Source organism: Nocardia brasiliensis NBRC 14402 (assembly GCF_000308475.2).
Taxonomy (GTDB): Bacteria; Actinomycetota; Actinomycetes; order Mycobacteriales; family Mycobacteriaceae; genus Nocardia; species Nocardia brasiliensis.
The window spans coordinates 141,248-167,923 of sequence record NZ_BAFT02000060.1; the positions used below are offsets into that span (position 1 = coordinate 141,248).

General features: G+C 66.7%; 27 protein-coding genes. 11 read left to right on the forward strand and 16 right to left on the reverse strand.

All coding sequences use genetic code 11. The annotated features are described in order from the left end of the window. Position 1: 1 nt before the first annotated feature. Genes TY25_RS19940 through TY25_RS19960 form a run of 5 tightly spaced genes read left to right on the forward strand, consistent with a single transcriptional unit; the run spans position 2 to position 5,439 of the window. On the forward strand, positions 2–679 hold the full coding sequence (locus TY25_RS19940) for a GNAT family N-acetyltransferase (protein WP_146153986.1): 678 nt from the start codon (positions 2–4) through the stop codon (positions 677–679). Continuing rightward, positions 660–1,952, forward strand: coding sequence for a cytochrome P450 (locus TY25_RS19945; protein WP_042258287.1), 1,293 nt, complete (start codon positions 660–662; stop codon positions 1,950–1,952). Before TY25_RS19940 ends, TY25_RS19945 begins: the two co-directional genes overlap by 20 nt. Beyond that, positions 1,952–2,905, forward strand: a complete 954-nt coding sequence (locus tag TY25_RS19950) for an NAD(P)-dependent oxidoreductase (RefSeq protein ID WP_042258288.1) — start codon at positions 1,952–1,954, stop codon at positions 2,903–2,905. The genes TY25_RS19945 and TY25_RS19950 overlap by 1 nt, the downstream gene beginning before the upstream one ends. Positions 2,906–2,926: 21 nt before the next feature. Then, positions 2,927–4,123 (forward strand): MFS transporter, encoded by a 1,197-nt coding sequence (locus TY25_RS19955; RefSeq protein WP_042258290.1) that lies wholly within the window; start codon positions 2,927–2,929, stop codon positions 4,121–4,123. Then, positions 4,123–5,439, forward strand: coding sequence for a cytochrome P450 (locus TY25_RS19960; protein WP_042258291.1), 1,317 nt, complete (start codon positions 4,123–4,125; stop codon positions 5,437–5,439). Before TY25_RS19955 ends, TY25_RS19960 begins: the two co-directional genes overlap by 1 nt. 97 nt (positions 5,440–5,536) lie before the next feature. Here the strand turns inward: TY25_RS19960 and TY25_RS19965 are convergent, their stop codons facing one another. Beyond that, entirely contained in the window at positions 5,537–7,450 is a 1,914-nt protein-coding gene (locus tag TY25_RS19965; RefSeq protein WP_052383080.1) for a M61 family metallopeptidase, read from the reverse strand. A gap of 475 nt (positions 7,451–7,925) precedes the next feature. Here TY25_RS19965 and TY25_RS19970 point away from each other — a divergent pair, with 475 nt between their 5' ends. Further along, the gene (locus TY25_RS19970) at positions 7,926–8,615 is read left to right on the forward strand and encodes a hypothetical protein (RefSeq protein WP_146153987.1); all 690 of its coding nucleotides are present in this window, start codon (positions 7,926–7,928) and stop codon (positions 8,613–8,615) included. A gap of 98 nt (positions 8,616–8,713) precedes the next feature. On the opposite strand, the gene TY25_RS19975 is transcribed toward TY25_RS19970, so the two are convergent. Continuing rightward, positions 8,714–8,902 (reverse strand): isochorismatase family protein, encoded by a 189-nt coding sequence (locus tag TY25_RS19975; protein ID WP_042258293.1) that lies wholly within the window; start codon positions 8,900–8,902, stop codon positions 8,714–8,716. A 93-nt stretch (positions 8,903–8,995) separates the two neighbouring features. Here TY25_RS19975 and TY25_RS19980 point away from each other — a divergent pair, with 93 nt between their 5' ends. After that, positions 8,996–9,445 (forward strand): TIGR03618 family F420-dependent PPOX class oxidoreductase, encoded by a 450-nt coding sequence (locus tag TY25_RS19980; protein ID WP_042258294.1) that lies wholly within the window; start codon positions 8,996–8,998, stop codon positions 9,443–9,445. A gap of 285 nt (positions 9,446–9,730) precedes the next feature. On the opposite strand, the gene TY25_RS44485 is transcribed toward TY25_RS19980, so the two are convergent. The 3 genes from TY25_RS44485 to TY25_RS19995 form a co-directional block, all read right to left on the reverse strand. After that, on the reverse strand, positions 9,731–10,069 hold the full coding sequence (locus TY25_RS44485; protein ID WP_081868979.1) for a cold-shock protein: 339 nt from the start codon (positions 10,067–10,069) through the stop codon (positions 9,731–9,733). After that, entirely contained in the window at positions 10,044–10,265 is a 222-nt protein-coding gene (locus tag TY25_RS19990) for a hypothetical protein (RefSeq protein WP_042258295.1), read from the reverse strand. Before TY25_RS19990 ends, TY25_RS44485 begins: the two co-directional genes overlap by 26 nt. Before the next feature lie 645 nt (positions 10,266–10,910). Beyond that, entirely contained in the window at positions 10,911–11,336 is a 426-nt protein-coding gene (locus TY25_RS19995) for an Hsp20/alpha crystallin family protein (protein WP_042258415.1), read from the reverse strand. Positions 11,337–11,578: 242 nt separating this feature from the next. Here TY25_RS19995 and TY25_RS20000 point away from each other — a divergent pair, with 242 nt between their 5' ends. Then, positions 11,579–11,944, forward strand: a complete 366-nt coding sequence (locus tag TY25_RS20000) for an MmcQ/YjbR family DNA-binding protein (RefSeq protein WP_042258296.1) — start codon at positions 11,579–11,581, stop codon at positions 11,942–11,944. 4 nt (positions 11,945–11,948) lie between these two features. Here TY25_RS20000 and TY25_RS20005 read toward each other — a convergent pair whose 3' ends face one another. From TY25_RS20005 to TY25_RS20045, 9 genes are all read right to left on the reverse strand, one after another. Then, positions 11,949–12,722, reverse strand: coding sequence for an ATP-binding cassette domain-containing protein (locus TY25_RS20005; RefSeq protein WP_042258297.1), 774 nt, complete (start codon positions 12,720–12,722; stop codon positions 11,949–11,951). Beyond that, positions 12,719–13,540, reverse strand: coding sequence for an ABC transporter ATP-binding protein (locus TY25_RS20010; RefSeq protein ID WP_042258298.1), 822 nt, complete (start codon positions 13,538–13,540; stop codon positions 12,719–12,721). The genes TY25_RS20005 and TY25_RS20010 overlap by 4 nt, the downstream gene beginning before the upstream one ends. Next, positions 13,537–14,433 carry an ABC transporter permease gene (locus TY25_RS20015; protein WP_172595835.1) on the reverse strand — a complete coding sequence of 299 codons (897 nt, stop codon included), beginning with the start codon at positions 14,431–14,433 and terminating at the stop codon, positions 13,537–13,539. Before TY25_RS20015 ends, TY25_RS20010 begins: the two co-directional genes overlap by 4 nt. Then, positions 14,430–15,368, reverse strand: a complete 939-nt coding sequence (locus TY25_RS20020) for an ABC transporter permease (RefSeq protein ID WP_226887365.1) — start codon at positions 15,366–15,368, stop codon at positions 14,430–14,432. The genes TY25_RS20015 and TY25_RS20020 overlap by 4 nt, the downstream gene beginning before the upstream one ends. Positions 15,369–15,390: 22 nt before the next feature. After that, positions 15,391–16,950, reverse strand: coding sequence for an ABC transporter substrate-binding protein (locus tag TY25_RS20025; protein WP_052383081.1), 1,560 nt, complete (start codon positions 16,948–16,950; stop codon positions 15,391–15,393). 108 nt (positions 16,951–17,058) lie between these two features. Next, positions 17,059–18,075 (reverse strand): TauD/TfdA family dioxygenase, encoded by a 1,017-nt coding sequence (locus TY25_RS20030; RefSeq protein ID WP_042258300.1) that lies wholly within the window; start codon positions 18,073–18,075, stop codon positions 17,059–17,061. A gap of 18 nt (positions 18,076–18,093) precedes the next feature. Continuing rightward, positions 18,094–19,365, reverse strand: a complete 1,272-nt coding sequence (locus TY25_RS20035; protein WP_042258302.1) for a tetratricopeptide repeat protein — start codon at positions 19,363–19,365, stop codon at positions 18,094–18,096. Then, complete coding sequence (locus TY25_RS20040) at positions 19,352–20,965, reverse strand: NAD(P)/FAD-dependent oxidoreductase (RefSeq protein WP_042258303.1); 1,614 nt, start codon at positions 20,963–20,965, stop codon at positions 19,352–19,354. The genes TY25_RS20035 and TY25_RS20040 overlap by 14 nt, the downstream gene beginning before the upstream one ends. Next, a complete protein-coding gene (locus tag TY25_RS20045; protein ID WP_146153988.1) occupies positions 20,962–21,393 on the reverse strand; it encodes a hypothetical protein in 432 nt (143 codons plus the stop codon). The genes TY25_RS20040 and TY25_RS20045 overlap by 4 nt, the downstream gene beginning before the upstream one ends. Before the next feature lie 326 nt (positions 21,394–21,719). Here TY25_RS20045 and panC point away from each other — a divergent pair, with 326 nt between their 5' ends. Genes panC through TY25_RS20060 form a run of 3 tightly spaced genes read left to right on the forward strand, consistent with a single transcriptional unit; the run spans position 21,720 to position 24,488 of the window. Continuing rightward, on the forward strand, positions 21,720–22,568 hold the full coding sequence (gene panC / locus TY25_RS20050; protein ID WP_052383083.1) for a pantoate--beta-alanine ligase: 849 nt from the start codon (positions 21,720–21,722) through the stop codon (positions 22,566–22,568). Between the two features lie 24 nt (positions 22,569–22,592). Next, on the forward strand, positions 22,593–23,600 hold the full coding sequence (locus TY25_RS20055) for an NRDE family protein (protein ID WP_042258307.1): 1,008 nt from the start codon (positions 22,593–22,595) through the stop codon (positions 23,598–23,600). Positions 23,601–23,612: 12 nt separating this feature from the next. Then, complete coding sequence (locus TY25_RS20060) at positions 23,613–24,488, forward strand: P1 family peptidase (protein WP_042258308.1); 876 nt, start codon at positions 23,613–23,615, stop codon at positions 24,486–24,488. Positions 24,489–24,504: 16 nt separating this feature from the next. Here TY25_RS20060 and TY25_RS20065 read toward each other — a convergent pair whose 3' ends face one another. Together TY25_RS20065 and TY25_RS20070 are read right to left on the reverse strand one after the other, a co-directional pair. After that, positions 24,505–25,227, reverse strand: a complete 723-nt coding sequence (locus TY25_RS20065; RefSeq protein WP_042258310.1) for a response regulator transcription factor — start codon at positions 25,225–25,227, stop codon at positions 24,505–24,507. After that, the gene (locus TY25_RS20070) at positions 25,224–26,639 is read right to left on the reverse strand and encodes a cation:proton antiporter (protein WP_042258311.1); all 1,416 of its coding nucleotides are present in this window, start codon (positions 26,637–26,639) and stop codon (positions 25,224–25,226) included. Before TY25_RS20070 ends, TY25_RS20065 begins: the two co-directional genes overlap by 4 nt. Between the last annotated feature and the right edge of the window lie 37 nt (positions 26,640–26,676).

The following is a 26,676-nucleotide window of genomic DNA, read 5'->3' on the forward strand; positions in this document are numbered from 1 at the left end:
AGTGGCAAGCAGGCGACAACCCATAGATCGGTCCCGCCGCCGCGGGAAACCGCTGACCGACTTCGCCTTTCAGGAATGGAAGGTGCCGACGCTGCCGACGCCGTGGGAGCTGACCCCGGTCACGCCGGACACCACCGCGGAGATCGACCAGGTGGTCGAGTGGATGGCCCGACCGCACGTGCAATTCGCCATGCACAAGGACTGGGATCGGGACGGCTGGCAGGCCGAGATCGAATTCCAGTTCTCCGACAACAAGACTCGGCCGTTCCTCGTCGGACAGAACGGACAGCGCGGCGGCTACGTCGAGCTCTACCGGGCGGCGCTGGACGTGGTCGCCGACTATTACGACACGCCGGAACTCGATATGGGTATGCACGGATGCATCGGTGAGCCGGACTATTTCGGGTACGCGCTGCCGTTCTGGGTCGCGCTCATCGCCGGTGTCTTCGAGACCTATCCGGAGTGCACGGGGGTGATCTCCGATCCGTCCGCCGCCAACCAGCTGGTGCGTGCACTGGACCGCAGCGTCTGCAAAGTGGTGGACGGTCACGAACTCGGCGAGGTGGACCTACCGCACAAGCAAGCGGCGCTGTTCCGCTTCGAACGCGAAAACTTCTATGCCGCAATGCAACGACAAGGGGGTGTCGACGTTGTCCTCCGTGAGCTCGGTGGTCACTGATCCGATTCGCTGGTTCCTGCTGCACGGCCCACTGCGGTTGCTGCCCGATTCGATGCTCGGCGACGGCAACGACGTGGGCCGGCTCTTCCTGCGCCCGCCGGAGAAGGGCGATCCGTATCGGGCGATCCTCACCAAGATCGGCGCGAACGCCGGCGTGCACGACAGCGCCGCGGGCCTGGTGGTCACCGGATACGAAGAGAGCGAGGAGATCCTGCGCAGCAACGACTGGTCCGCCGACCAGCCGGTGGCGATACCGCCCGCCGCGGGACTCTACCGCTGGCTGACCCGGCGTTCCGTGCCGATCGCGCTCGACGCTCCCGCCCTCGTTTTCATGGACCCGCCCGAGCACACCCGGTTGCGCAAACTGGTGTTCCCGATGTTCACCCATCGCGCCGTGACGGCATCCATCGACGTGATCACCGGTCACACCGCAGCCGTGCTCGCCGAGCTCGCGGGCCGCGAACAGATCGACCTGGTAGCGGATTTCGCCCGCAAGATCCCGATCCGGGTGATCTCGGATTTCCTGGGCATTCCGGACCTGGGCGCGGACATGCTCGACGCGCTGGGCGGGCACGGAGCCAAACTGCTCGATGTCGGGATCACCTATCCGGATTACCGGCGCGGTATGACGGTGGCCCGCAAGTTCACCGACTTCGTGCTCGATTGCCGCACCGACCCCGACCAGCTCCGCGACGGGTTCCTCAAGGACTGCGTGCACATGCACCGCGCCGGCGAGCTGACTTTTCCAGAGTTGTTGACCCTGGTGGGTTTCGTGTTCGCGGCGGGCTTCGAGACCACGGTCAGCTTCATCGCCAATTCCATTGTCACCGTGCTCGAACACGGTCTCGGCGACGAGGTGCTCGACGACGGCCGTCTGACCGACCCCTGGTTCGAGGAGCTGTTGCGCTACGACTCCCCCATCCAGCTGACGCACCGCACCGCACGGGTGGAAACCAAGGTCGGCGACCGGGTCGTCGCACCCGGCACCGGCGCGCTGATCTGGGTCGGCGCGGTCAATTACGACACCCGCGCCTACCCGAACCCGGGCCGGCTCGACGTCGGCAATGTGGCGGCGCGCACCAGCATGAGCTTCTCCACCGGCGTACATCGTTGTCTCGGCGCATCTTTGGCGAAGGTGCAGGGACAGGTGGCGGTCGGCAGTTTCCTCGCCGCCTATCCCGAGGCCCGGTTGCTGCCGGGCCGTCAATGGCGGGATTCTGTGGTACTGCACGGACATATCCGCGTTCCACTGGCGTTGACCGCCGGGCGCTGATGCGGCCCGTCACGGTGGATCGGTCGACGCTCTACTGCCTGGGCGCGTCGACCGATCCCGCCACGATCGCGGACCCGCTGCGCGACGCGCAGGTGCGCGTCGAACCGGTGCCGCCCGGAACTCCGCTCTCCCGCACCATGGTCGCGCTCGCGGCCCACGACCTCACCGCCGCGGAGCTGGCCGAAACCGCCGCCGCGACAAAGGATTGCTGGGTACACCTGGTCTCCTCCGCGCCCACCTACCCGCACGTTCCGGCGCTCGCGCGCGACAATCTGGTGACGCGCAGCGCCCGAGCGTATGCGCCCGCCCTCACCGAATATGTGGTCACCCAGCAGGTATTGCACTGCACCACAACTGTTTTCGAGGACATGCCCAAGCCGTTCCACCGGCGCGCGGCGCTCGTGGTGGGATACGGCGCATTCGGGCGCACCGTCGCGCAGACTTTGGCCGGACTCGGTGCCGCGGTGACGGTGGTCCGTCCACGATCCGGTGCCGCACAGTCGCTCGGCACCGCGGCGGCCGTGCCGATCGACCGGTTGCCGGGCCGCTTCGCGCACCTGATGGTCGTTGCGCTGCCCGGACTTCCCGAACTGGTCGACTACATCGGTGACACCCTGTTCGGCTTGCTGCGCCACGACGGGCATCTGGTCAATCCCGCGCGCTCCGCGCCCGTCGACGCAGGCGCGCTGCTGCGCTGGCTGGCGGCCGGCACCGGACGGCTCACCAGCGACGTCGAGACCGACGAGCGCACCGAGCTGTTGCGGCCGTGGATAGATAAGGGCCGCGTCACGCTGACACCGCATATCGCGTGGCGGCCCTGGGACGGCGATCCGCTGTATCACCGGGACTGGGCCGCGATCTTCGCCACGGGAACCCGCGATCGATCGACAATGGGCGAGCGGTCGCTATGCCTGGACCCGGACAAGATCGCCACGGACTTTCTCGTCCCCTGACCACCCGCCATTGGAGGCCCGATGCCGTTCTGGTTGATAGCGATCACCTTCGCCGTATTCGTCTTCTACACCGATGACTACATGATCGCCGGTGTGCTACCCGAGCTGGCCGCCGATCTCGGCATCTCGGAATCCGCGGCGGGACAGCTCGTTTCGATCTATTCGCTGGTACTGGTGATCGGTGCGCCGCTGATCGCGTTCGCCTCGGCCCGGCGCAGCCGCTTCGGTGTCTTCGTCGCCGCCGCGGCCGTGTTCGTCATCGCGAATCTGCTGGCCGCGCTGGTCGATTCGTTCTGGCAGCTGATGCTGCTGCGGGTGCTCGCCGCGGCTGCGGCCGCCGCCTGCCTGCCCGCGATGTTCGCCCTTGCGCCCATGCTGGCGCCGCCGGAGAAGCGCAGCTCCTACATCGGCATCGTGTCCACCGGCATCGTCGGCGCGCTGGCGGTCGGCGTACCCTTCGGCACGCTGTGCGCCAGCGTGTTCGGCTGGCGCGGCAATTTCGTCGTCTTCGCCGGGTTGAGCGTGCTGTCGACGGCGCTGCTGTTCGGGGTCCGCGCGCAGCTCGACAAACCGGGCGAATTGGCCTCGGCGCGAACACATCTGCAGGCACTGTCCAGTCGGCCGGTGGTCACCGTGCTCCTGGGCAACACCATTCTGCTCGGCGGCGCGCTGATGATGTTCACCTATTTCGGCCCGTTCGCCGCCGACTTCTCGAATTCATCGCTGCGCCAACGCGGTCTGCTGTTCGCGGTGGCCGGTGTCGCGGGCCTGCTCGGTTCGGTCGCGGGCGGCATCTACGTGGACAAGAAGGGGCCCTCCGCTGCGCTGCGGATCGGGTTCGGACTGTTCCTCGGCACCATGGTCGTGTTCTCCGTGCTCACCGCGTTCGCCCCCATCCCGCTGCCGGTGCTCGTGCTGCTGACGCTGGTGTGGTCGCTGTCGCTCTACTGGAACGCACCGGCCATGCAGACCATGCTGCTCGATTCCGCGCCCGATTCGGCGACCCAGGTGCTGGCGCTCAATTCGTCGTCGACCTACCTGGGTGTCACCCTCGGCAGCATCGCCGGCGGCGTCACCCTCTCGTTGTTCAGTCCCTTCGCCCTGCCGATCGCCGCCGCGGCGCTCAGCGCGGTCGCCTTCGTCGTCATCGAGGGTTACGCGCGGCGCGCGGGCGCGACGGGGCGGCCTCAGCCCGACTCGGCGGAAAGGACCACCTGATGACCGGCGCGTACCCACCGGCACCACGACTACCGCGACTACTCCAGACGGTGTTGCACACCAAGCGGCACGCCCAGTTCCTCGGCGCGCAGGCGCGCCGCTTCGGCGATGTCTTCACCGTGCGGCTACTGCCGCCCTATCCGGACCGCATCGTGGTGTTCTCCCGGGCCGACCACATCAAGGAGATCTTCGCCGCCGCACCGGCGGATCTCCATGCGGGCGAGGCGTATCGGGAGCTCGCGATGATCATGGGCGAGCATTCGGTGCTGCTGACCGACGGCCGCGAACACGCCCGCGCCCGCCGATTGCTGATGCCCGCGTTCACCGGTGCGGCCCTCAACGGCTACCGCGCCCTGGTCGAGGACATCACCAAAACCCAGGTGGAACGGTGGACCGCCGGGAGCACCGAACACCTGCTCGCACGCATGGAAGACCTGACGCTGGACGTGATCACCCAGGTGGTCTTCGGCGTCGCCGACGAGCGCCGCCGGGCCGAGCTGACACCGCAGCTGCGCCGGGTCACCGCGGTCAGCCCCGTCGTGCTGCTCGGCTGGAAATGGCCGTGGCTGCGGCGTTTCGGGCCGTGGCGCCGCTTCGCCGAGACGCTCGCCGCCATCGACGACCTGCTCTACGCCGAGATCGCCCGCCGCAGAAGCCAACCCGACGTCGACCACTACGCCGACGTGCTGTCCCGGCTGCTCGCGGTGGGTTCCGGGGACGATCCCGCCACCGAACCGCTCAGCGACGCGGAGCTGCGCGACCAGCTCGTCACGCTGCTGCTCGCCGGACACGAGACCACCGCGTCCGCACTGTCCTGGGCCTTTCACGAATTGGCCGCCGCGCCCGCGGTGCAGGACCGGGCGCGTCAGGCGAGCCGCGACGGCGACGACAAATATCTCGAAGCGGTGATGAAAGAGGCGCTGCGCCACCGCATGGTGATCGGCCGGGTACAACGCCAGCTCACCCGCGACCTGACCATCGGCGGGGTCGCCCTGCCGCGCGGCACCAGAGTGTCGACCTCGATCGTCCTGGCGCACCAGAACCCGGCCAACCACCCTGAGCCGCAACACTTCCGGCCGGAGCGCTTCCTCGACGGCGACGTCACCCCGCAAACCTGGCTACCCTTCGGCGGCGGCGTACGCCGCTGCCTCGGAGCAGGTTTCGCCCTGATGGAAGGTGCGGTAGTCCTCCGCACCGTCCTCACCCGCTACCACCTGACCCTCCCCGGCCCCCCAGAACCCGGCCGCGTCCGCAACATCACCAACGTCCCCGCCCACGGCGCCCGCCTCGTAGTGACCGCACTCGCCGACCGCTAGCAGCCGCCTCGCGCGCACATTTCAGCGCCCCGCGCGCGTGTCAGCCGAATGACACGCGCGCGGGACGCCAACAGGTGCGCGGCAGGTAACCGCCGCGTCAGTTGCGGGCGGCGAGGATTTGGGTGAGGTAGTCCGGGGTGCCTTCGATGCGTTGCAGGTGGGGGTAGCGCAGGCCGTCGTGATAGTTCAGTTCGATGGTCCGGGTTTGGTCGAAGTCCTTCACCTGCAAGCGGATCGGAGCCGGGTTCGTCTTGGCCGCCTCGATCGCGGCCTCCATCGTGGCTTGGGAATACGGGGCGTCGTTGACCGAAACCACCGTCATCCCGGTGCCGACTTTCGCCTTGAACGCGGGTCCGTCCCAGCGCACATCGGTGACCTTGCCCGCGCCGGACACGTTGAGACCGATCGAGTAGGTGTAGTTGACAGCGCCCTCGGCCGTTTTCATCTGCGCCGTGAGCAGGGCACCCGGATTGTTGTCGTAGACCAACTTCCAGCCCGTCTTCTCGACGCTCGAGGCGAACGGTTCTTTTCCGTCGAGGCGATCGCGCAGGTACTTCGCCCAATCGTCGGCGACCACGCCGTTCAGCGTCGAGACGACGTCGTCGAAATCGTAGGTGTTCTGGGACTCCCATTTGTTTTCGTCGACACCGAAGAACGCGCGAGCGAAATCGTCGAGCGACTTCGTGTTCCCGGACAGTTCGCGGATCCGCGCGTCCACGCCCAGCCACACCAGTTGCCCACCCTGGTAGTAATCCTCACTGAGCTGCCACGACCGATACGGCTTCGTACGCCGCTGCGCGATGATGGGATCGTTGGTGGTGTCCTGCACACTGCGCCAGGAAAGTCCGGGCCGGTTATCGGTGTACGTGGCGACTACCGAGGCCAACGCGTCACGCGAGACTTCCGCGGGCCGCAAACCGGACCGGCCGGTGAGCACGTTGCCCCAATACTGGGTCTGTCCCTCGTAGACCCACAACAAACTGTCTTGCATCGGGACGTTGTAGTTGGGTGTCCACAGGTCCGCCGGGCGACGGAACTTGCCGTTCCAGGAATGGGTGTACTCGTGTCCGAGCAGATCGGCGCTGCCGACCGCGGGATTCCACCCGGTGAAATAGTCGGTGGGTTGGCCGTTTTCGCTGGACCGCTGGTGTTCCAATCCGTTGGAGCTGAGCTGATCCGACAACGACAGCAGGAAGTCGTAGTGGTCGTAGTGTTGCGAGCCGTACAGTTTCACGGCCTGCTGCACCAGCGCCTTGTGCAGCTCGATGTGCTCGGGCTTGGCTTCGAGCTGCTCCGGCGCGTCCGCGAATACCTGCAGCCGCACCGGGGGTTTCGCGCCGGGCGCCAGGTCGAACTCCTTGTGATAGCGCCCCGCGTACACCGGCGAATCGACGAGGATGTCCAACGGAACAGTCTTGTAGTTCACCGTGTCGCCGTCCTTGCCGGCCACATCCAGCGCGGTTCCGGCTTCGAATCCCGGCGGGTAGGTGACGCTCGCGGTGAAGGGAATCTCGCCGGCGGGCGGGCCGGCCGGATAGAGAACCACCGCATTCCACTGCAGATTCAGCATATTCGGCGTCATCACCACGCGCCCCTGCGTGGAGTCGGTGGGGGTCAGGTATTGGAAGCGGGCGTCGATCGAGTCCACGCCGTCGGGCACCGCGACCTTGAATGCAAACACGTTCTTCGGATCACGCTTCCACTCCAGCTCGTTCCCGGCATTGGTGAAGGTGATGCCTCCGATCTTGTCGATCGGACCGGACGGCGAGTGGTTGCCGGGCAGCCACTGCGGAAACAGCAATTCGACCTCGCCCGACTGCACGGGGATGGTCTGTTTCACCTGAATCACGCGCTGCGGCAGATTGGTCACATCGACCGCGACCGAGATCGCTTTCTGCTTCGCCGGCGCGTCATCGGACTTGTCGCGCAAGCCGAAGTACAGCGATCCGGCCAGGATGAGAACAACAACGACGCCGACAGCGCCGAGAATACGAACCTTCGACAACGACACTCCCCGAGTCACACAAACGATCCTCGGCGGATGGTGTTCGTCGGCCAAGGATGGGACCTACCGATTTCACATACAGTGCGACCGCCTGCCCCATCCCCTCCTCCCACATCAACGCTTTCGAACAGGTCATCCGCCGCTGCGAACGGCCCCTAGCCGGCTGAGCTGATTGTCGATCCTACGAGGGTTGCTATCACAACGTGTAACGAGCGAGTGTGGGCTACGTCATACTGCCCCGCAGCGCGGTCGCCGGCTGGCTGCGCTGGTTTCGCCGACCGTCGGGGCGGAACTCGACCGTCCGTTTCGTCGTTTACCGGCCGTGAGACGACTTCGCGAATGGCGAACCGCGGATCGCGACCGACGTGTCGCCGCGTTGTTGGCAACCCGGGCGCTGGTAGAGATCCGTTACCTCGCGGGAGCCGCTCGGCGCCAGGAGCCAGACGCCGTACTGGCCGATGATGTCGAACGAATCCGGTTCTTGGCCAACCTATGTCACAACCTGCCTTGGGTCGCGTTGCCGTCGAAGGAGCGACCGTGGCGCAAGAACATGCCCCTGCGCAGCTACGATCAGGCGATCGCGCGGCGGCCGATGGCCTACACCTGGGAGACCGCGAGCCCGGAGGGGCGTGCGTGGATTCTGCACGAGGTCGATCAGCACTACCGCTGGACACCGCCGCCGCCGCTGCCGGCGCCCCGCGTCGAACCACCGCACCTGTCCTGGTGGCGATGGATCGGATGGCCGGGACAGTGGCCGGTACGCCCCCCGGATGGACACCGCGCTCTGCCACGGCAAGCACGTGTCCTCAAGGCCCTCGACGCCGACGCAGTCTGCGCGCTCTACCCCGACCCGTTCCGGTCCTGGCTGCGGCATCATCTCGATCCCGAGAGCACGCACTACCTGGTGCCCGATCCATCCGACTACGACTGGCCTGACCCGAAGGCCGAGATCAGCTTCTGGTGGTGCAGAACGCTGGTACGGATGTCGGACGGCGCGCTGATCACGGACTCCGTCCGCGTCCCGATCAAGACATTCGCCGCCCTGCCGTCGACGGTCCCGCGCCGGCGACAACGCCGGTTACTGCACCTCGCCCGAGCGGTCGAACGCGACCTCGGACTGTGGAACCGAGACCGAGACGACGACGGCACCAAACCGTCGGCGGCAACCTGATCGAACTGCCCCGATCGGCTACGCCTGAGAGGAGGGACAGCCGTGTTCCGGCACCGACGCTCAACGGCTGCCGCGGTCGGCGGCCTGGATCAGGTGGGTTATGTTGCGTTGGACGCCACTGCGTCTCGGACGACCCACGGGACGTATCCGCGTTCGAACGCGTCCAGGGCAGTTTTGAGGACGCAGGCGTCGGTGGCGATGCCGCAGAGGATCGGCCGATTTCCGGCGGACCAGTCGGCCACCAGGCCGACGATCACGGGCACCGCCGACGCCGAGCCCTGATTCACGAAGCCGTTTATCCGACCCGGGGGCTTGCCGCAAGACCTGGGTGATACCGCAGAATGGCCCGTCGTAGCCGTTTTCACCGACAAGGAGCGTCTGTGACCGATGTGAAGTCCTTCGCCGAATTGGTGCCCGTCGATTCCGGCCTGTGCGTCGCCGTCACCCTGCGCGCGAACGGCACACCGCAGGCCACCGTCGTCACTGCGGCGGTGCTGCCGCATCCGGTCACCGGAGCCGACACGGTCACGTTCGTATCACCCAGTGCCACTGTGAAACTCGCGAACTTGCGGGCCGATCCGACCATCACGCTCACCATCCGTGTCGGCTGGCGGTGGACCACCGTCGAAGGAACAGCACAGCTGGTCGGGCCCGACGACCCCGATACCGGCATCGACGCCGAACGACAACGACGGGTGATCCGCGATATCTTCGCCGCGGCAGGCGTCACCCAGGACTGGGACGCCTACGACCAGGTGATGCGGGACAAACGCGGCACCCTGGTCTTCGTCACGCCGCACCGCGTCTACACGAATGCCGCCACACCGTGAACCGTATGTCGGGTGCGCCGAGCGTGACGCGGGTCAGCGGTAGGCGACGCGGGCAGATTCACACAAGTGCAGGAAGGGATTTCGGGCCCGCGGGTGGCGGGGATCGGGCGAGCGGGGAACCGCGGGGGTGGCGGGCACGGTCGGCACCGCCCGCGATTCCCACCACGGGCGACGCGAGCCGGCACGGGGCCGGTGCACCATCGCGGTGCCCGGCCTCGGCGTGGTGTGCGTGCGAACGGTAGCGGAACTTGTTGTGGTCATTGCGTTTTCCGGTGTAGTGGAGTGTCAGGAGGCCCAGGCGAGGCACGTCGACCAGCCGCGGCCGATCGGTAGACGGTGCGGCCTGTGGAGGCTGCGCTCTGCGGCGCAGGGACAGGGCACGACACGGGTGGCTTCGAGGCCACGGCCGGTATCGGTGGCGGTGTATTCGACCCGCTGCCCGGCGGTGAGGGTCTTGTAGCCGGGCATGTCGATCACGCTGTGGTCGACGAACACCGCGGCTCCGGTCGAGGCGGTGAGGAACCCGAACCCTTTCGCGGTGTCGAACCAAGTCACCCGCCCGCGGTGCCAGCGGGACTCGGCCGCGTCGGCGGGCGTATCAATAGGCGAGGCAGTAGTAGTCATCGTCGAAGGGGGCGGGGGTGATCCAGTTCTGGTCGATACGGTCGGTGATGTCGGCGGCGTCGAACGCGGCGCGGATGCGTTCGGCCACCGGGTGCACGGCGGTGGTGTCGAGGCCGAGGTCGCGGTCGCGCTCATCGGCAAAGGCGTGCTGTCCGGCGCGGTCGACGTCGCCGCCGGCGGGAACGAAGGTGGTCATCGCGATCTCCTTTCTCGTGCCGAGAGTTTCGCATCGTCTCGCCGGGGGGCGCCGGCAAGGAGCGAAGGACCGGTGGGCCCGCGAGCAGTGCCCGTGCGGGCCCACCGGTCGGAGGAAGAGATTTCGAAAACGTGATGGTCTTGCTCAACAGTTCGGTGGGGGCCGGGTATCGCAGCGCCTGCTGCCATACAAGGTGGCCGGGCACCCGTCGCGGTTACGTCGGTCCTGACGACGCGGTGCAAGGGTGCAGGCCCGGGGCGACACGGCCGCGCCCCCAACCGAGAAACCAGTGGTTGCGTGTTTTGACAGGCATCACCTCGCTTTCATCAGTTGCCAACCGGGCGAACACGGTTGGGCGGTCCACGCTGGCACGCGCGTGCCGGGCCGGGACGGCGTCCGGCACCGCGCGGCCGGTTCCGGTCCGGTATCGGGCACGGCCGTCGAGACGACGACTCGGGTGGCCGCTGCGGCCGCGGCCGCGCGACTTCCCGCAGCACGGCGTCGACCTCGGCGAACAATCGCTCGACGTCCGGATCCAAGCCCAGCAGCCCGGGCTCGCGCCACCACGGCCCCGCGGTCGATTCTTCGACCGGTGTATCGATCGCACTCCGCATCGCAGGACCTCCGGAGCAGGACCTGGCCGGTTCAGGCGTTGATGGCCTGACGGTCGGCGGTTTCGCTGCGGATGACCTCGATCTTGCGCGGCTTGGCCTTTTCCGCGACGGGCACGGTCAATCGCAGCACCCCGTCGCGGTAGTCCGCGCGGATCGCGTCGGTATCGAGGTTCTCGCCCAGGAACAGCTGGCGGGAGAACACGCCGCGGCTACGTTCCGCGGCGATCATCGACCGGCTCTGATCCAGTTGCGGGCGGGTGGCTTTCACGGTCACGACATTGCGTTCGACGTCGAGGTCGAGGGAGTCCGGGTCGATACCGGGCAGGTCGAATTCGACGAAGAACTCATCGCCGTCCCGCCAGGCGTCCATCGGCATGGCCGCCGGGCGCGCAGGTGTACCGAAGACCTGCTGCGTCAGGCGATCCAGGTCACGGAAGGGATCGGTACGCATCAGCATGGTCGCCACCTCCAACTCACTCCAATCTCGATCGGTGGGAACTCAGATAACCTCTGTCATCTGACATAGATAATATTTAGCACTCGGCACAGGAGAGTGCAAGTAGGTTCCAGAGAAAATCTTCAGCAACCGGAAGGAGGGCGATACCCGGGCCCCGGAGTTCAGGTTGTCGACCACACCGATGAGTTCGGGGCCGGTTCCTCGTCGATACTTCTGGATGGATCGGAAGAAGGAGTCCGGCTGTGGCGGTGATCGAGGATGTCAGCGCGCTGGGGACCGAGCTCGAGCGCTCGTACCAGGTCTACGTACGTGGCAGGTTGAAGTTCCGCGTCGGACAGATTGTCTACGTGGCGTTCTCGCTCGACGAGACCATCATGGGCTTCGCGTTCCCCAAGGAAGAACGAGCGGCGCTGGTCGCGAGCGAACCGCACAAATTCCAACTCCCCGCGGCGACGGCGATGCGCTTCAACTGGGTGCACGCCGACCTCGCGGCCCTGGACGCGGCCGAGGCTCGTGAACTGGTGGTCGACGCCTGGCGCATGGTGGTCCCCAAGAAACTCACCCGCGCTTACGATCTCGCCCATCCGCACGGTCCTGCCCGCAGCTGAGTACTCAGAACGGCAGCATCGGTACGGCGTCCAGGAGCGCCCGGGTATACGGGTGCTCGGGGTGGGCGAGAACCGTTTCCGCGGCGCCGCGTTCGACGATCTCCCCGTCTTTCAGCACGAGGAGTTGATCGCACAGTTGCTGGACCACGCCGACGTCGTGGGAGACCAGGATCAGCGAGAGACCGAACTTTTCCACGAGATCGCGCAGCAGTTCGATGATCTGGGCGCGGGTGGGGGCGTCGAGGGCAGAGAACGGTTCGTCGCCGACGAGCACCTTCGGGTTCGGCGCGAGGGCGCGGGCGATCGCGATGCGCTGACGCTGCCCGCCGGAGAACTCGTGCGGATAGCGTGCTGCCGCCTCGGGTTCCAGCCCGACGGCGACGAGCAGTTCCGCTACGCGATAGTCGTGGTTGCCCGGGATCCGCAGGCACTCCAGGGGTTCGGCGATCGAATCGCCGACGATCATCCGCGGGTCCAGCGAACTCAGCGGATCTTGCAGTACCACTTGGACTTCCCGGCGAAACCAGCTCAGATCGCGGCCGCGGACCGGCTTGCCCTGGTAGCGAACGTCGCCGCCATCGGGACGATCGAGGGCCAATAGCAGGCGCAGCAATGTCGACTTCCCGGAACCGGATTCGCCCACGATGCCGAGGTGGCTCCCCTCCGCCAACGTCAGGCTCACCGCACGCACCGCATCCCGGCGCGGGGCGTGGCCGAACAGTCTGGTGCGCGGCAAGCGGAACGATCGGCTCAGGTCCTCGGCTTCCAACAGGATCACGAAACCACCTCCGCGGAACCGCTGCTCACCCTCGTCGTACCGCGCCGGAACGACGACGCCCGCGCGAGCTCCAGCAACGTCCGCAGATACGGATGCTTCGACTCGCGCAGGGTCTGCGCCAGATCGCCGTCCGCCAGCACGCGCCCCTCCCCCAGCACCAGCACCCGCTGCGTCACCTGCGCGAGCACCGCCAGATCGTGCGTGATGAACAGCAGCGCCGAACCTTCCTCGGACACCAAATCCGCCAGCAGGGCCAAGATTTCGGCCTGCACGGTGACATCGAGCGCCGTCGTCGGCTCATCGGCGATCAACAGGGCCGGTTTCGCGGCGAGCGCCATCGCGATGCCGACCCGCTGCCGTTGCCCACCGGAGAGCTGATGCGGGAACGCGCGCACGATATGCGCCGGGTCCGGCAGGCCGACGCGCGCCGCCAGCTCGATGGTCGCGGCGTCGGCGGCGCGCCGGCCCAGCTTCTGGTGCAGCCGTAGCGGTTCCGCGATCTGCTTGCCGACGCGCATCAGCGGATTCAATGCCGACAGCGGTTCCTGGAACACCATCGCCATCCGGCTGCCGCGAATCTTGGACAGCTGGCGGTCGCCGCGCCCGATCAGCTCCACACCGTCGAGCGTGATGCTGCCGCGCACCCGCGCCTCCTCCGGCAGCAAACCCATGATCGCCAGGGCGAGCAGGGATTTCCCAGATCCGGACACCCCGATCAGGCCGAGGCGGCCGCCTGCTTCCATACCGAAGTCGACGGCGTCTAGCAGCACCCGGTCGCCGATCTCGACCGTCAGCCCGGTCACCTTCAGCAGTGTCATCGAGTCGGCACCCCTTTGCGCAGCCGCGGGTCGGTGACGCTGCGCAGCGCGTCACCCAGCAGATTGAAGCCGAGCACCGTCAGCGCCACCGCCAGGCCCGGCCACACCACCAGCAGTGGCCGCACCTTGATGTAGTCCTGTTGCGCGCGCAGGATGCCGCCCCAGGACGGCGCCGAGGGCGAACTGCCGTAACCGAGGTAGGTCAGCGCCGCCTCCGCGAGCACGGCCAGCGCCATCACCCAGGACAGCTGCACGATGAGCGTGGGCGCGATGGCGGGCAGCAGGTGTTTGCCCACGATCCGTCCCGTCGACGCGCCGGCCGCCCGGGCCGCGAGGACGAAATCGCTGGTCAGCACGCGCGCCACTTCGGCACGCGCCACCCGCGCGACCGCGACGCCCGAGCTGATGCCGATGGCCACCGCCACCGTCAGCATCGACCCGCCGTACACCGCGGCCAGCACCATCGCGAGCAACAGCGCCGGGAACGCGATCATGATGTCGATCAGCTGCACCACCACCGAGCCGACCGGGTGCGGCGACAGTTGCGCGGCCATCGCCAGCAGCAGGCCGAGCGTGCCGGCGATCGCCGCGACCACCAGCGCGACCGCAAGCGTCTGCCACGCACCGGCCAGCACCTGGCTGAACACGTCGTGCCCGACCCGGTCGGTGCCGAGCAGGTGGCCCTCGCGCAACGGCAGCAGCCAGGCCCGGCCCGGGTCGGTGGCCTGCGGGTCGTAAGGCGTCCACCACAGCGACACCACGCTCGCCACGACCAGCGTGCCGACCATGGTCACACCGAAAGCGCCACTGGGCTTTCGGATCAGGGCGGCGAGCACGACCTGTACCGCACGGCGCCTGCGCCGCCACTTCGGCCGCTCGACGGCTCGGATCACAGTGTCGCCTCCACCCGTGGATCGATGAGCCGGTGCAGGATGTCGACCACGAAACCGATCACCAGTACCGCGCTGACGATCAGCAGCACCTCGCCCTGCACCTTCACCAGGTCGCGGTTCGCCACGTCGGACAGCAGCATGCTGCCCACCCCCGGCAGGGTGAACACGCGCTCGATCACCACCGCACCCACGATCAACACCGCGAACTGCAAGCCGAGGATCGAGACCACCGGCGGCGCGGCATTGCGAAAACCGTGCCGTACCAACGCCTGTGTGCGAGTCAGTCCCTTGGCCCGCGCGGTGCGCAGATACTCCGAATACAGTACCCCCAGGATCGCCGAGCGCACGAACCGGAACAGCACCGCGCCCTCGGACAGCCCGAGCGTCACGCACGGCAGGATCAGGCTGCGCACCGCATCGCCGGGTTCGGCCCAGCGATCGGCCGGAAATCCCTGTGCGGGCAACACTTTCAGCTCCACCGCGAACACCAGGATCAGCAGCATCGCCAGCCACAGGCCCGGCACCGCGATACCGAGCTGCGACAAGGCATTCGCCGCCTCACCGGTCCGGCTGCGATGCCGGATCGCCGCCCAGGTGCCCAGCGATACCGCCAAACACAGTGCGATCAGCAGGGATCCGACGATCAGCGGGCCGGTGACGGCCAGTTTCTGCTGCAACTCGGGTCCCACCGAGGTCCCATTGAGCTGGGAATGGCCGAAGTCACCGTGGAACACCCCGCCGATCCAGGACAGGTACTGCTCCGGCAGCGACCGATCCAGACCGAGATCGGTGCGGATGGCGGCGATCTGCTCCGGTGTCGCCTGGAGCCCGGCGACGGTCGCCGCGACGTCACCGGGCAGCAATCGCAGCAGCGCGAAGACGAGCACGCTCGCCACCGCCAGGGATACCAGGAGCAGCCCCACTCGCTGGATCACATACCAGAGCAAAAGACCTCCGTCACTTGGCGACCGCCAGCTCGGTCAGCGGAAACCGGTTGTTGGTCTCGTGCTGCGGCACACCGTAAACCCCCTTGCGCACCACCGTGTTCAGCTCGACGAGGAACAGCCAGTCACACGGTGCGTCCTCGGCGATCTGCCGGGTCATCTTGCGCAGCAGGGCATTACGCGCGTCCTCACTGTCCGCGGTGCGCGCCTCCTGATACCACTGCTGGACCTGTTTGTTGTCGTAGCCGAAGTAGTAGTCGGCACGCGCGTAGTTGTTCACGTCCCGCGCCTCGGCATGATTGACCACGCTCAACTCGTAGTCGTGGTTCTTGTACACCTTCGACAGCCAGGTCTGGAACTCCACCACCCGGACATTGAGCGTGATACCGACGTCCTTGAGATTGGAGACCAGGATGTCGCTCAGCGCGGTGACGTAGTGGTTGGGATACTCCACCGACAGCGTCAACCCGTTGCCGTACCCGGCCTTGGCGAGCAGCTTCTTCGCGTTCTCCGGGTTGTATTCGTCCAGCGCGGTCAGGTCCTCGTACCAGGGATCCTGCGGCGGCACCGGGCTACCGATCCGGATACCCGCGCCCACCGCCTGGATGATCGCCTTCTTGTCCAGCGCTTGCCGGATGGCATGGCGCACATCCGGATTCGCCAGGATCGGATTGGCTTCGTTGAAGGCGAGGGTGTATTCGTCGGTGCTCGTCCCGCGCAGCACGCTGAACTTGTCGCTGTCGGTGAACGGTTGCAGCAGGGTCGGATCGGTCGCGGTCTGCACGTCGAGCTGCCCGGTCAGTTCGGCATTGTTCGCGGTGTTGGCATCGATGATGTAGTGGAACACCACCTTTGCGACCTTCGGCTTCGGCCCCCAGTAGTCGTCCCATCGCGTCAGGGTGAGGGTCGAGCCGCGGTTCCACTGCGCCAGCCGGAACGGCCCGGAACCGTTCTCCGCACCGTCGAGGGCGGCGAAATCGGTGCCGGTCTTGTAAACGATGCCGCCGCGCTGGGTCAGGTTCCACAGCAGGTTGGTATCGCGCTGTTTCAGCTGGATCGTCACGGTGGCCGGGTCGGCGGCGGACACCGACGCGATGGACGCGAGCTCGGCCGCGCGCAGCGATTTGGAGCCCGGCGCGATCTGCTGCTGCACCGACCACACGACATCGGCGGAGGTCAGCGGCGAGCCGTCGTGGAACTTCGCGTTCTGCACCAGGTGGAAGGTGTAGCTCAACCCGTCCGGCGACTGTTCCCACGAGGTGGCCAGGCCGGGCACGATCTTGTCCTGGGCACCGGCGTCCACCGTAACCAGGCCCTGGTACACATTGTCGAGCAACGCCTGATCGAGCGCGACGCCCGCGGTGGTGAAGGTGTTCAGGCTGACCGGCTCCAGCGCGAACCGAACGTTCGCCGTCGCGTTGAGGTTCAGCTGGTCGTCCGGGGGTGTCGCGGCCTGGGTGGCCTTGCTCGGGTCCCCGCCGGGCACCACGTCACCGCCGGTGCCGCAGGCCACACCGGTCAGCCAGACCGCGAAGGCGAGTGCGACGACGACAACGGGACGACCGCGCCTCAACGGATGCCCCCGCGGGTGCGCACCGTCATTCTCCGAGACTGCAATTCAGCACTCCTGACTTCGTTTCGACGCCGATCGAGCCAGACACCCATGACACGATATCTCCGATCAGCGAATTTGTTTCAGTGGCATACCTTCACGGAACGCCGCGTGTCCGGGCGGCGGCGTCGGCGCACCGAACGGGTTGAGCCAGAGCCGAAGTAGCTCACGGGCGATCTGATCGGTATCGATGAATGCGGTGCGGGCATGCACGATCACATTGTTGTTGAGGAACTGGATGTCGCCGGGCCGAATTCGCATGGTGATCTTGTTCTCCGGCCGCGCGGCGATCGCCTCGAAGGTGTCGAGCGCGTACCGCTCCACCGGGGACAGGTCCAGATCGAATCGCTCGTGCGCGGATTCGACGAACTGCCGCAGGTAGTACCGGCAGCTGAGCCGTCCCTCGTGCCAGGCGTAGACGGAATTCCGGTAGTACGGCCGCTCACCGTCGACCTCTTCGTCGCGCCGGTCGTAATAGAAACCGGCGTAGTAGAGGCCGAGCAGTTCCCGATGCGCGCGGAGCAGTTCGTTGTGGATGGTCACCGAACTGGTGAGGCTGCTGTAGCCGCCCTCGCCGGCGGAGTGCAGGCAGAGCAGGCCGACGATATCCGAACTGTCGGTGTGGAACGGGAGGGCCTCGTTGGTCTGGTAGCCGCGGGTCGCCGCGTTCAACAGGCCCCCGTTGCCGTAGTTCTTGACCGGTACCAGAATGTCGCCGCGGGCGTTCTGCGTCACCGCAGGCCCCAGGTGCGCGCTCAGCCCCCAATACATGAGTTCGATATCGGAGCGCGGAATATCGGCCGTGATCGGAAAGCCGCTGAGTACGGCGAACCCGCGCCCGGAGACGAGAGTGTCCGACAGCGCGGCGAGCTTGCGCGCCAGGCCGTCCAGTGGAAAGTCGTCGCGGGTGATGTCGCCGAGATCTTTGCCGGTCCGCCGGCAGTGCTGCAGCGCGGCGAACAACTCGCCGACGTCATCGGTGGTCAGCGGCGTCGTCCACTGGTCGGGATCGGTGTAATCGCTACTGCGCCACGCGGCCGGGCCGGTGATCGTCTGGGTGCAGATCGGAAGAGTTGCGTGAGTCATTTCGTTCGCTCATTCCTGTCACAAACGGAGATTGGTCACGAGTGGACGTTTATCGATGCCCGCGGGCATCGTGAGATCCGCGTTGCGGCCGTAGTCGCAGGTGACCAGCAGTTCCAGGGCGAGGTCGCGCTGCACCATGCTGCCGCCGACGCCCACCACGGCGGGCAGGACGGAAATCAAACGCCGCACGGCCTGTTCGGGATTCGACTGGCAGTAATAACGGAAACTCTCCGCCACACCGACCGCGGTGCGCCGGGTGCCGATCAGATGCGCGGCGGTATCCGTTGCCTCCGCCCCGATTTCGTTGGCCAGCTGCTCGGCGAGTTCGTGCCGGTCGGCCCCGATGATCGCGAGCAGGACGTGCAGATCGACGAACGCCGAATTCGAGGCCGCGCGAATTTCCGGCGCCTTGTCCGCGACCGCCGTGAAATCGTCCGGCCCGGCCCGGCCCGCCAGCCGCAGTCGCCACAGCAGCGATACGGCATCGCAGAATTGCATGGCCGAGCATTCGGCGCCGAGCACGCCGGTGACCTCACCGGTGAGCCCGACCAGCGCGTCGTGGTCGGAGCCAGCCATCGAGTTCAACGCGTGATGCCAGCTCAGATGCGTACGCAGCAGGCAACTTTCGGCGTTCCAGCGGGCGCGGGTGGCGGACAGCAGGTCCGCGACCGCACCGTGGTCCCTGGTTTCGAACAGGGCGTGCGCGCACGCGTGCACCGCCCACGGATTGTCGTCCGGGGCGAGCTCCAGCGCCCGGCGGCCCGCCGCGTGCGCCTCGGCGAATCGATGGTTCTCCCCGAGCGCGAAAGCCAGCATTGCCAGCAGGTACGGATACGCCTCGGTCGCGCCCTCGGTCAGCAGCGGACTCGCGGACAGGCGGGCGAGCAACGTCTCGGTGGCACCGGTCAGGAAGTCGACCTGATGCCCGGCGGCCAGCGCCAGTTCGTCCGCGGGGAACTGCCGCGATATCTCCAGCAGGGTGGTACCGGCCGCGCCGAAATCGCCGCGCAGCAACTGCCGGATCGCGTCGAGGTGTGCCGATTCCAGCGCGGTGATCGCGCCCCGGTCGATATCCCGCAGGGCGGCAACGACTTCCACCGGCGGCCGGACCCCGCCCAGCAGATACAGGTAGGCGCGCAGCATCACGATGACCGGTTGCGCGGCGTCGTCGGGCTCGAGCGCGTCCAACGACGTGACCATGGAGCGGTCGAATCTGAGCAGCCCGTTCAGGGAGCCGGACACCGCGGCCGAGACCCGGTCGTCGTACGTGGAGAGATCAATCGGATTCATCTGCACCTCCCTCTGGCGATGCGGGCAGTCCGCCGAGGTAGAGCTCACGGATCCCCGGCCGGGCCCGGCGGGCCCAGGCGACCGCGCCGGCTACTTTGTCCATGTCGATATCGAAGTAGGGCTGGGACATGTCGGTCAACCCGAACGACGGCGGCACGAAATCGACTGTCGCGAAAAGCTTTCGGAACTCCGACACCGCGGTGTCGCGGCTGGTCTCCCGGCTCCAGTAGGCCGTCATGATCTGGTCCGACTTCCGATAGAAAGCGTCGATGAAGCCGTCGAGCCCGGTGCCGGGCGCCGCGTCGGCCTGCTGCGACTGTTCCTTCCCGGCGGCGCGCGCGGCCGCGAGCGCGGTGACGTGCCGCAACCGGTTCTCGGTGCGCATGGTGCCCGTCACCTGATTCACCTGCCAAACCCGGAACCACGCGTTCCAGAGTTCATAGTCGGTGAACGAGCGGAATGCGTTGCCGACCAGGAAGTCGTTCTCCTCGATCAGGCTGGACTGCATCTGTTCGATGTCGTCGAAGGTCTCCGGCGTGAAACCGCCCCGGAATCGGTCGATCAGCCGTTCGGCCAGCCGATCCACCACGACCGCCGTGTTCTGCATGCCGCGGGAGAACAGCGGGTCGATGAATCCGGCCGCGTTGGAGGTGAGACACCACCGATCGCCGACCGTGCGGGTGGCCGAGTACTGCAACCGGCCCGCGCTGATCCACGAGCGCGCGTTCTGCGCGTGCTCGAACTGCTTGCCGATCTCCGGGTACGTCGCCAGGAAGTCGGCGAAAGCCTGCTCCGGGTTCGGCAGCGGCGCCTCGTCGCCGTCGTCGATGCGCCAGACGACGCCCACGCTGCACAGCGGATTGGACGATTTCTCGTTGTTGTCGAACGGGATCACCCACATCCAGCCGCCGTCGAAAACGTGATGCAGTGTCCCCGTGTGCCATTCGCGCGGACCGTGCACGGCGGTGATCTCGTCGAACGGGGTCACGCCGGTCATATGGGTGAACACGGATTTCGAGGTGGTGCGCAGGCCTGCGGTGGTGCGCAGCCCCAGCGCGGCCGCGACAGGCGAGCCGCGCCCACCCGCGTCGACCACGTATTCGGCCGAAAGCCGGGTTCCCTCATCGCCTTCGAAGAACACACCGGCCTCGGTGATGTCGAGCCGGCGGGCGCCCACCCCCTCCAGCAGGACGGCGCCGTAGTCGCAGGCGCGCAGCGCCAGCCAGTGATCGACATCGGCTCGGAACAGATGCGACTCGGTTTCCACGATCTCCGACAGCGGGAACTGATGGGCGCGCCGAGCCGTGGTGCCCGGCTCGTGGTAGATGAAGCCGAAGTTGTTCTTCATGCCGCAGGTGCCGACCGACCCGATGAGATTGTCGAACGACGACAGCGCGGCCAGCTCCGGTACACCGTATTTGATGCTCATCAGCTTGTAGAGCTTCGAGGTGTTCGGGATCGTCGATTCCCCGATGGCGAAGCGAGGATGCGTCTTCGGGTCGACCATGCAGGTACGCAATCCGGACGCCTGCAGACACAACGACAACGTGCTTCCGGAAAGGCCGGAGCCCAATATCAGAACGTCATAATCGGTACTCATCGCGAAACTCCCTCGGCCGATCCCCGGCGCAACGGAGTCTGCTGATGATATTGCATGAGCCAGCGATTGTCGCGACGTATATACACCGTAGAAATTGCAGCATAGATACCATCGAGACCCACCCGCTTCTGATACATCTCGTAAAACACGATATGCGCATCCGGCCCCAGCGAACGCTCATGGAACTCGAGTATCTGATAAGCCTCGATAGGCGGTGCCGTACCGACCGCGTTCAACATGATCCGCCGGGACAGCGAAGCGTGCGGAGAAGGCACCGCGAACACCGCATCGGCCGCCGTGGCGTGGTCATAGAATTTCGCACCGTCACCCGCGCTCAGCGCGCGCCACTGCAAAAACTCTATTTCGGTCGGACTCGGATCGGCCGGATTCCCGTCAACCGGGTTACCGGTGTTTTCTGACGCATGCATGACCATTGAGTACCCGTCTGATTCCCAAGCGGAGAATGCCAGGTCGCCGGCACCCTCCCCAGGGCCGTCGATATTTTATGTTCCGGAAGGAACAATATCACGGTGCGCACACCGGCGGCAACGTTTCGGCGGATGGACCGCGAAACCAACAGGCTTGATCCACAACGGATCTCGATTACGTCAACTGCTGCGTCGGCGACCCCGTTCCGGTACCGTCGAAGTGATCTATCAACACGCCCGTTGCCGCTGCCGAAAGCGCGTTCGGGGCCAACCGGAGGGGAGAATCATTGAAGCCACCGGATGTCACCAATTATGCACAAGGAACATTGACCGTCCAGGAAGATCCGGCGGCGATCTCGCACATTTCCGCGGAACTGCGGTCACAGGGTCGCGAGGTCACCTTCGTGCCCACCATGGGCGCCTTACACGACGGTCATCTCGCATTGGTCGAGGCGGCCCGGAAAAACGCAGCCGAGTGCATTGTCTCGATCTTTGTCAACCCATTACAGTTCGGGGCTTCGGAGGATCTCGACCGTTATCCGCGGACATTGGCGGCCGACCTCGATCGGCTGCGCGCCGCGGGCGTGCGGCTGGTGTTCACACCGACCCTCGCGGGAATGTATCCGACCGGACCCCGGACCACCGTCACGCCCGGCCCGCTCGGCACCGAACTCTGCGGCGCGACAAGGCCGGTGCTCTTCGGCGGCATGCTCACCGTGGTGGCCAAACTACTGCAGATCACCCGGCCCCATGCGGCCTATTTCGGCGAAAAGGACTACCAGCAGCTGGTTTTGATTCAGCAGATGGTGCACGACCTGAACTTCGACATCCGGATCGTCGGCGTCGCGACCGTGCGCGAGCCGGACGGCCTGGCCCTGTCCTCACGTAACCGCTACCTCGATGCGACCGAGCGGATTTCGGCCACGGCGATCCCCACGGCGTTGCAGGCGGGTGCGCGCGTCCGCGACCGGGGCCCCGCCGCGGTACTCGACGCGGCCCGCGCGGTGCTCGACGCCGCCGCGGGCGTCGAGGTCGAATATCTCGAATTGCGGGATCCCGATCTCGGCCCCACTCCTTCGTCGGGCCCGGCCCGGCTGCTGGTCGCCGCACATGTCGGCAGCACCAGGCTGATCGACAACATCTCGTTGACCCTGACCGACCTTCGGGAAATGTGAAACGGAAACACCATGTGCACCTGTATGTTTTTCCTGGACAGCGCCGGCGAGCGCTTCGTCGCCATCGAATCCCGGGACCATTCGATTTATCGGCCGCATGGATTCGAAGCGGCCCGCAAGCTCGGGTTGCCGCAGCCGTGCTCGTACGGCACGCACTGGCAGGACAATCCGGATCTCCGCAAAAAGGTGTGGACCGTGCAGGCGGCGGACAGCCCCGAATTGGCCGACGTGGTGAGCGGCCTGGATATCGACGGCGGCTCGTGGCTGGCTTTCCATCGGCGTACCGGCGTCTATTGCCGAGTCTTCACGCCGGAATGGGACGATCACACGCGGTCGGCCGCCACCGGGAATTCCGCCGCCGCCGAATTGATCGCGCCGGGCGGGCTGAGCCTGGATTGCGCGACCGCCGCGTCCGCGGAGCACGCGGTCGAACTCCTGCGCACCCGACTGGTGCCCGCTTTGGGCGATTCCGGCACATTGTTCGCCTTTCATCTCGTGATCGCCGATCCACATAACGCTTTCGTGGTCGAGTTCGACGGTCGCGAGACCGTGACGGCAACCCAGATGACCGACGGCCGCCCGCATGTACTGACCACTGCGGGCTCGGCGGGCGAAGCAGAATTCGGCCGCCGCCTCCAGGAGCGCGCCGAGGCCGCCGCGGCACCCACCGAGAAATTGACCTCGTGGGCGCCTTGGTTGTCCGTTTTCGCCGGTACCGAACCCGGTGCGCCGGATTACTCGGCGGCGGACTGGACCGCAGACCGGTATTCGGCCATCCGGCCGCCCTATCGCGAGAGCGCCGACGCGGACCGGTACCGGAATGTCACACTTTTCCCGGTGACTGATCCGCGCCAGATAGCGTGGACGAAGAGCGTCTCGATATATTCTGCCGGACAGACGGGGGCGGAGTTGTTCGCATACAACGAGCGGCAATTGTTCGAGTACCAGCCGGTGCCGGCCGATGTGCGGCGTATGGGCTTCCCCACGACCCCGGATGACTTCTTCGTCGTGATGGCGAATACGAATTCTTGAGCTGAGGTGGGTATGACGATAAACATTCCCGGCGTGCGGGTCGGGCACTGGTCCGATCCGCACGGGGAAACCGGGTGTACGGTGCTGATCCTGCCGGAGGGCACCGTCGCGTCCTGTGAGGTGCGCGGCGGTGCGCCGGCCAGCCGCGAGCTGGACGTACTGGCGCCGGACAAGACCGTGCCGTTCATCGACGCGGTGGTGCTGACCGGCGGCTCCGCGTTCGGTCTCGCCGCCGCGGACGGCGTCATGCGCTATCTCGAGGAGCACGACCGCGGCGTGCCGACACCCGGCGGCAAAGTACCGATCGTGCCCGCCCTCGCCTTGTTCGATTTGAGCGCAGGCGATCCCAAGGCGCGCCCGACCGCGGAGCGCGGTTACGCCGCGGCGCACGCGACCACCGGCGAGCAGGTGCTCGCCGGCCGCGTGGGGGCGGGTACCGGCGCCTACACCGGGCATTGGCGCGGACCGGGCGCCCGCCGGGCCGGCGGCCTCGCCTACGTCGAACGGCGCTGGAACGATCTCGTGGTCGGCGCGCTCTGTGTGGTCAACGCATTCGGCGATATCGACGACGGCGCCTCGGAGATCGCGTTGGACTCGGTCACCCAATTGGATCTCGTCATCTCCGCGGCGTCCGCGGCACGGATGCACACCACCATCGGCACCGTGATCACCAATGCCAAGCTGGACAAGGTCGGCTGCCACATCGTCGCGCAGGGCGCGCACGACGGCCTCTCGCGTGCCCTCACGCCGCCGCACGGCCGCTTCGACGGCGACGGATTCATCGCCGCCGCAACGTGTTCCGTCGATGCCGACGTCGACCTGGTGCGCCTCATGGCGCTGGCGACGGTGACCGACGCCATTCGCTCGGTCGCCGCGACGCCGCAGTAGGGCACGCACCCACCGGCTACCAGTCGCCACTGTCGTACTCCGCGCGGACCGCGGCCACGGCGGCCTCGATCCGGCTGGTCACCTCGAGTTTCGCGAGAATACGGCTGACATACTCCTTCACCGTGTCCGGGCTGATGAACAACCGAGAGCCGACCTCTCGGTTGGACAGCCCGTCCACGACCAGCCGCAGGATCTCCCGCTCCCGCTTGGTCAGCGTGGAAAGGCGTTGGCGCGCCTTGTAATCCATCGCCAACCCGGTGTGCATCCGGCTCGGCTGCGGCGCCATCGCCAGCACCGCACCCGAGATCAGCACCTCCAGCACCTCCAGCACCGCCAGCACGCCGCGGTCCTTGGCCACCACCGCGTCGACCTGTTCGATATCCGCCTTGGCGGCACCGTGTTCCACCAGCAGCGTGATCATCGGCGGATGGTCCGAATCCCGCAGCCGTGCCACGGTCGCGGCCAGCCCGCCGAGCCGGGCCACCGAGGCGTCCAGCACGATCACGTCGGGACGCAACCGCGCGGACCGATCCACCACCTCCCGCCAGGAGCACGTGCCCGCCAGGGCGAAGCCGTCGTGCACGGCCACCGCGTTCTCGAAATCCGTTCGGGCGAACGGGAAATCGGACGCAACGAGCAGACTGCGCCGCGGCACGACAGTGGAACTGCACCATTCGACCGGGCGGCGGCGACCGGTGCGCACCTGGCTCTCCTGATCCGATCCGAATCCGACGGTCATGGCGGGCCGTCGGCCGCGTCGACCCGCTGGTGCCGCTTCGCCTGCTCGGGTATTCGGGCCGGTTCCGGTATTCGCGTCTGGTGTGACTCGCGGCTCTCCTCACCCGACGGACCGAACACGACGCCGTGCTTCCATCCACTGCGTTCGAACATCCGCATCACCGGTGTGGCGACGAAGGTCGTGACGATCGTCATCAGCGCCAGGATGGTGTAGAGCTGGCCCGAGATCAGACCCGCGGTGAGACCGATGTTGAGCAGGATCAGCTCCATCAAACCGCGTGCGTTGGCGAGCGCCCCCATCGCGCCCGCCTCCCGCCAGCTCATCCCCTGCCACCGGGCCACCAGGCCGATCGCGCCGAACTTGCTGGCGAACGACACGATCATCACGACGACCGCGACCAGCAGCACCTTCGGCTCGAAGATCAGGCTGAGCTTGGTGTTGAGGCCCGAGTAGATGAAGAACGCGGGCAGCAGCAGATAGGCGACCAGCGGTTCGAACCGGTCCCGGATGACGTCGAGCAACTTGCCGCGCGGCATCACCGTGCCCGCGACGAACGCGCCGAACACCGAGTAGATGCCGACGTAGTCGGTGAACCAGCTCGCCAGCAGCACGACCAGCAGCACGACCGTGAGCGGCACGATAGGAATACCACCGCTGCGTTCGGTGTCCCCGCTGCTCGGGGTCCACCCCTCGAGCCGTTTCAAGGCGGGCCGCGCCACGACGACCATGAACGCCAGATAGCCCAGACCACCGCCGACCGCGAGCACCGCGCCGGACATGCTGTCCTTCGTCGTCGCGACCACCGTCGCCAGCAGCACCCAGGCGCAGGCGTCGTCCACCGCAGCACACGACAGCGACATGGTGCCGAGCCGGGTGTTCAGCAGACCCGACGCGTAGATGATCCAGGCCAGCATCGGAAACGCCGTGATGGCCACCGCCGAAGCCACGAACAACCCGCCCTGCCAGGTGCCGACCTTCTCGGTGAAGTAGTCGCCCTGGCTCACCATCCAGACACCCACCAGTCCGCCCAGCACCAGGGGCACCGAGATACCGGCCAGCGAGGTGGCGCCGGCCTTGCCCAGGTGCGACCGGAGGATGTCGAGCTTGAACGAGGCGCCGACCAAGAACATGTACAGCACCAGCCCGAGCTGGCCGACGACATAGATGGCCGTGAGGTTCGGGTGCGTGATCGACGACCCGCCCACCTCCAGCGTCGTGGGGAACAGCCACTCCTGCCCCGTCGGCCAGATCAGACCGAAAACCGATGGCCCCAAAACGAAGCCGGCGGCCATGATCGCCACCACCTGGACCTGACCGAGCCGCTGGAACAGCGGCCAGAGCAGGCGGCAGGTCACGAGAATGATCGCGAGCTGCAGAAAGAAATGTGTTGTGACTTCGAGCAATGAGGGCATCGCAAACCTCGCTGAGAAAGATGTCCACCTTCGCCGT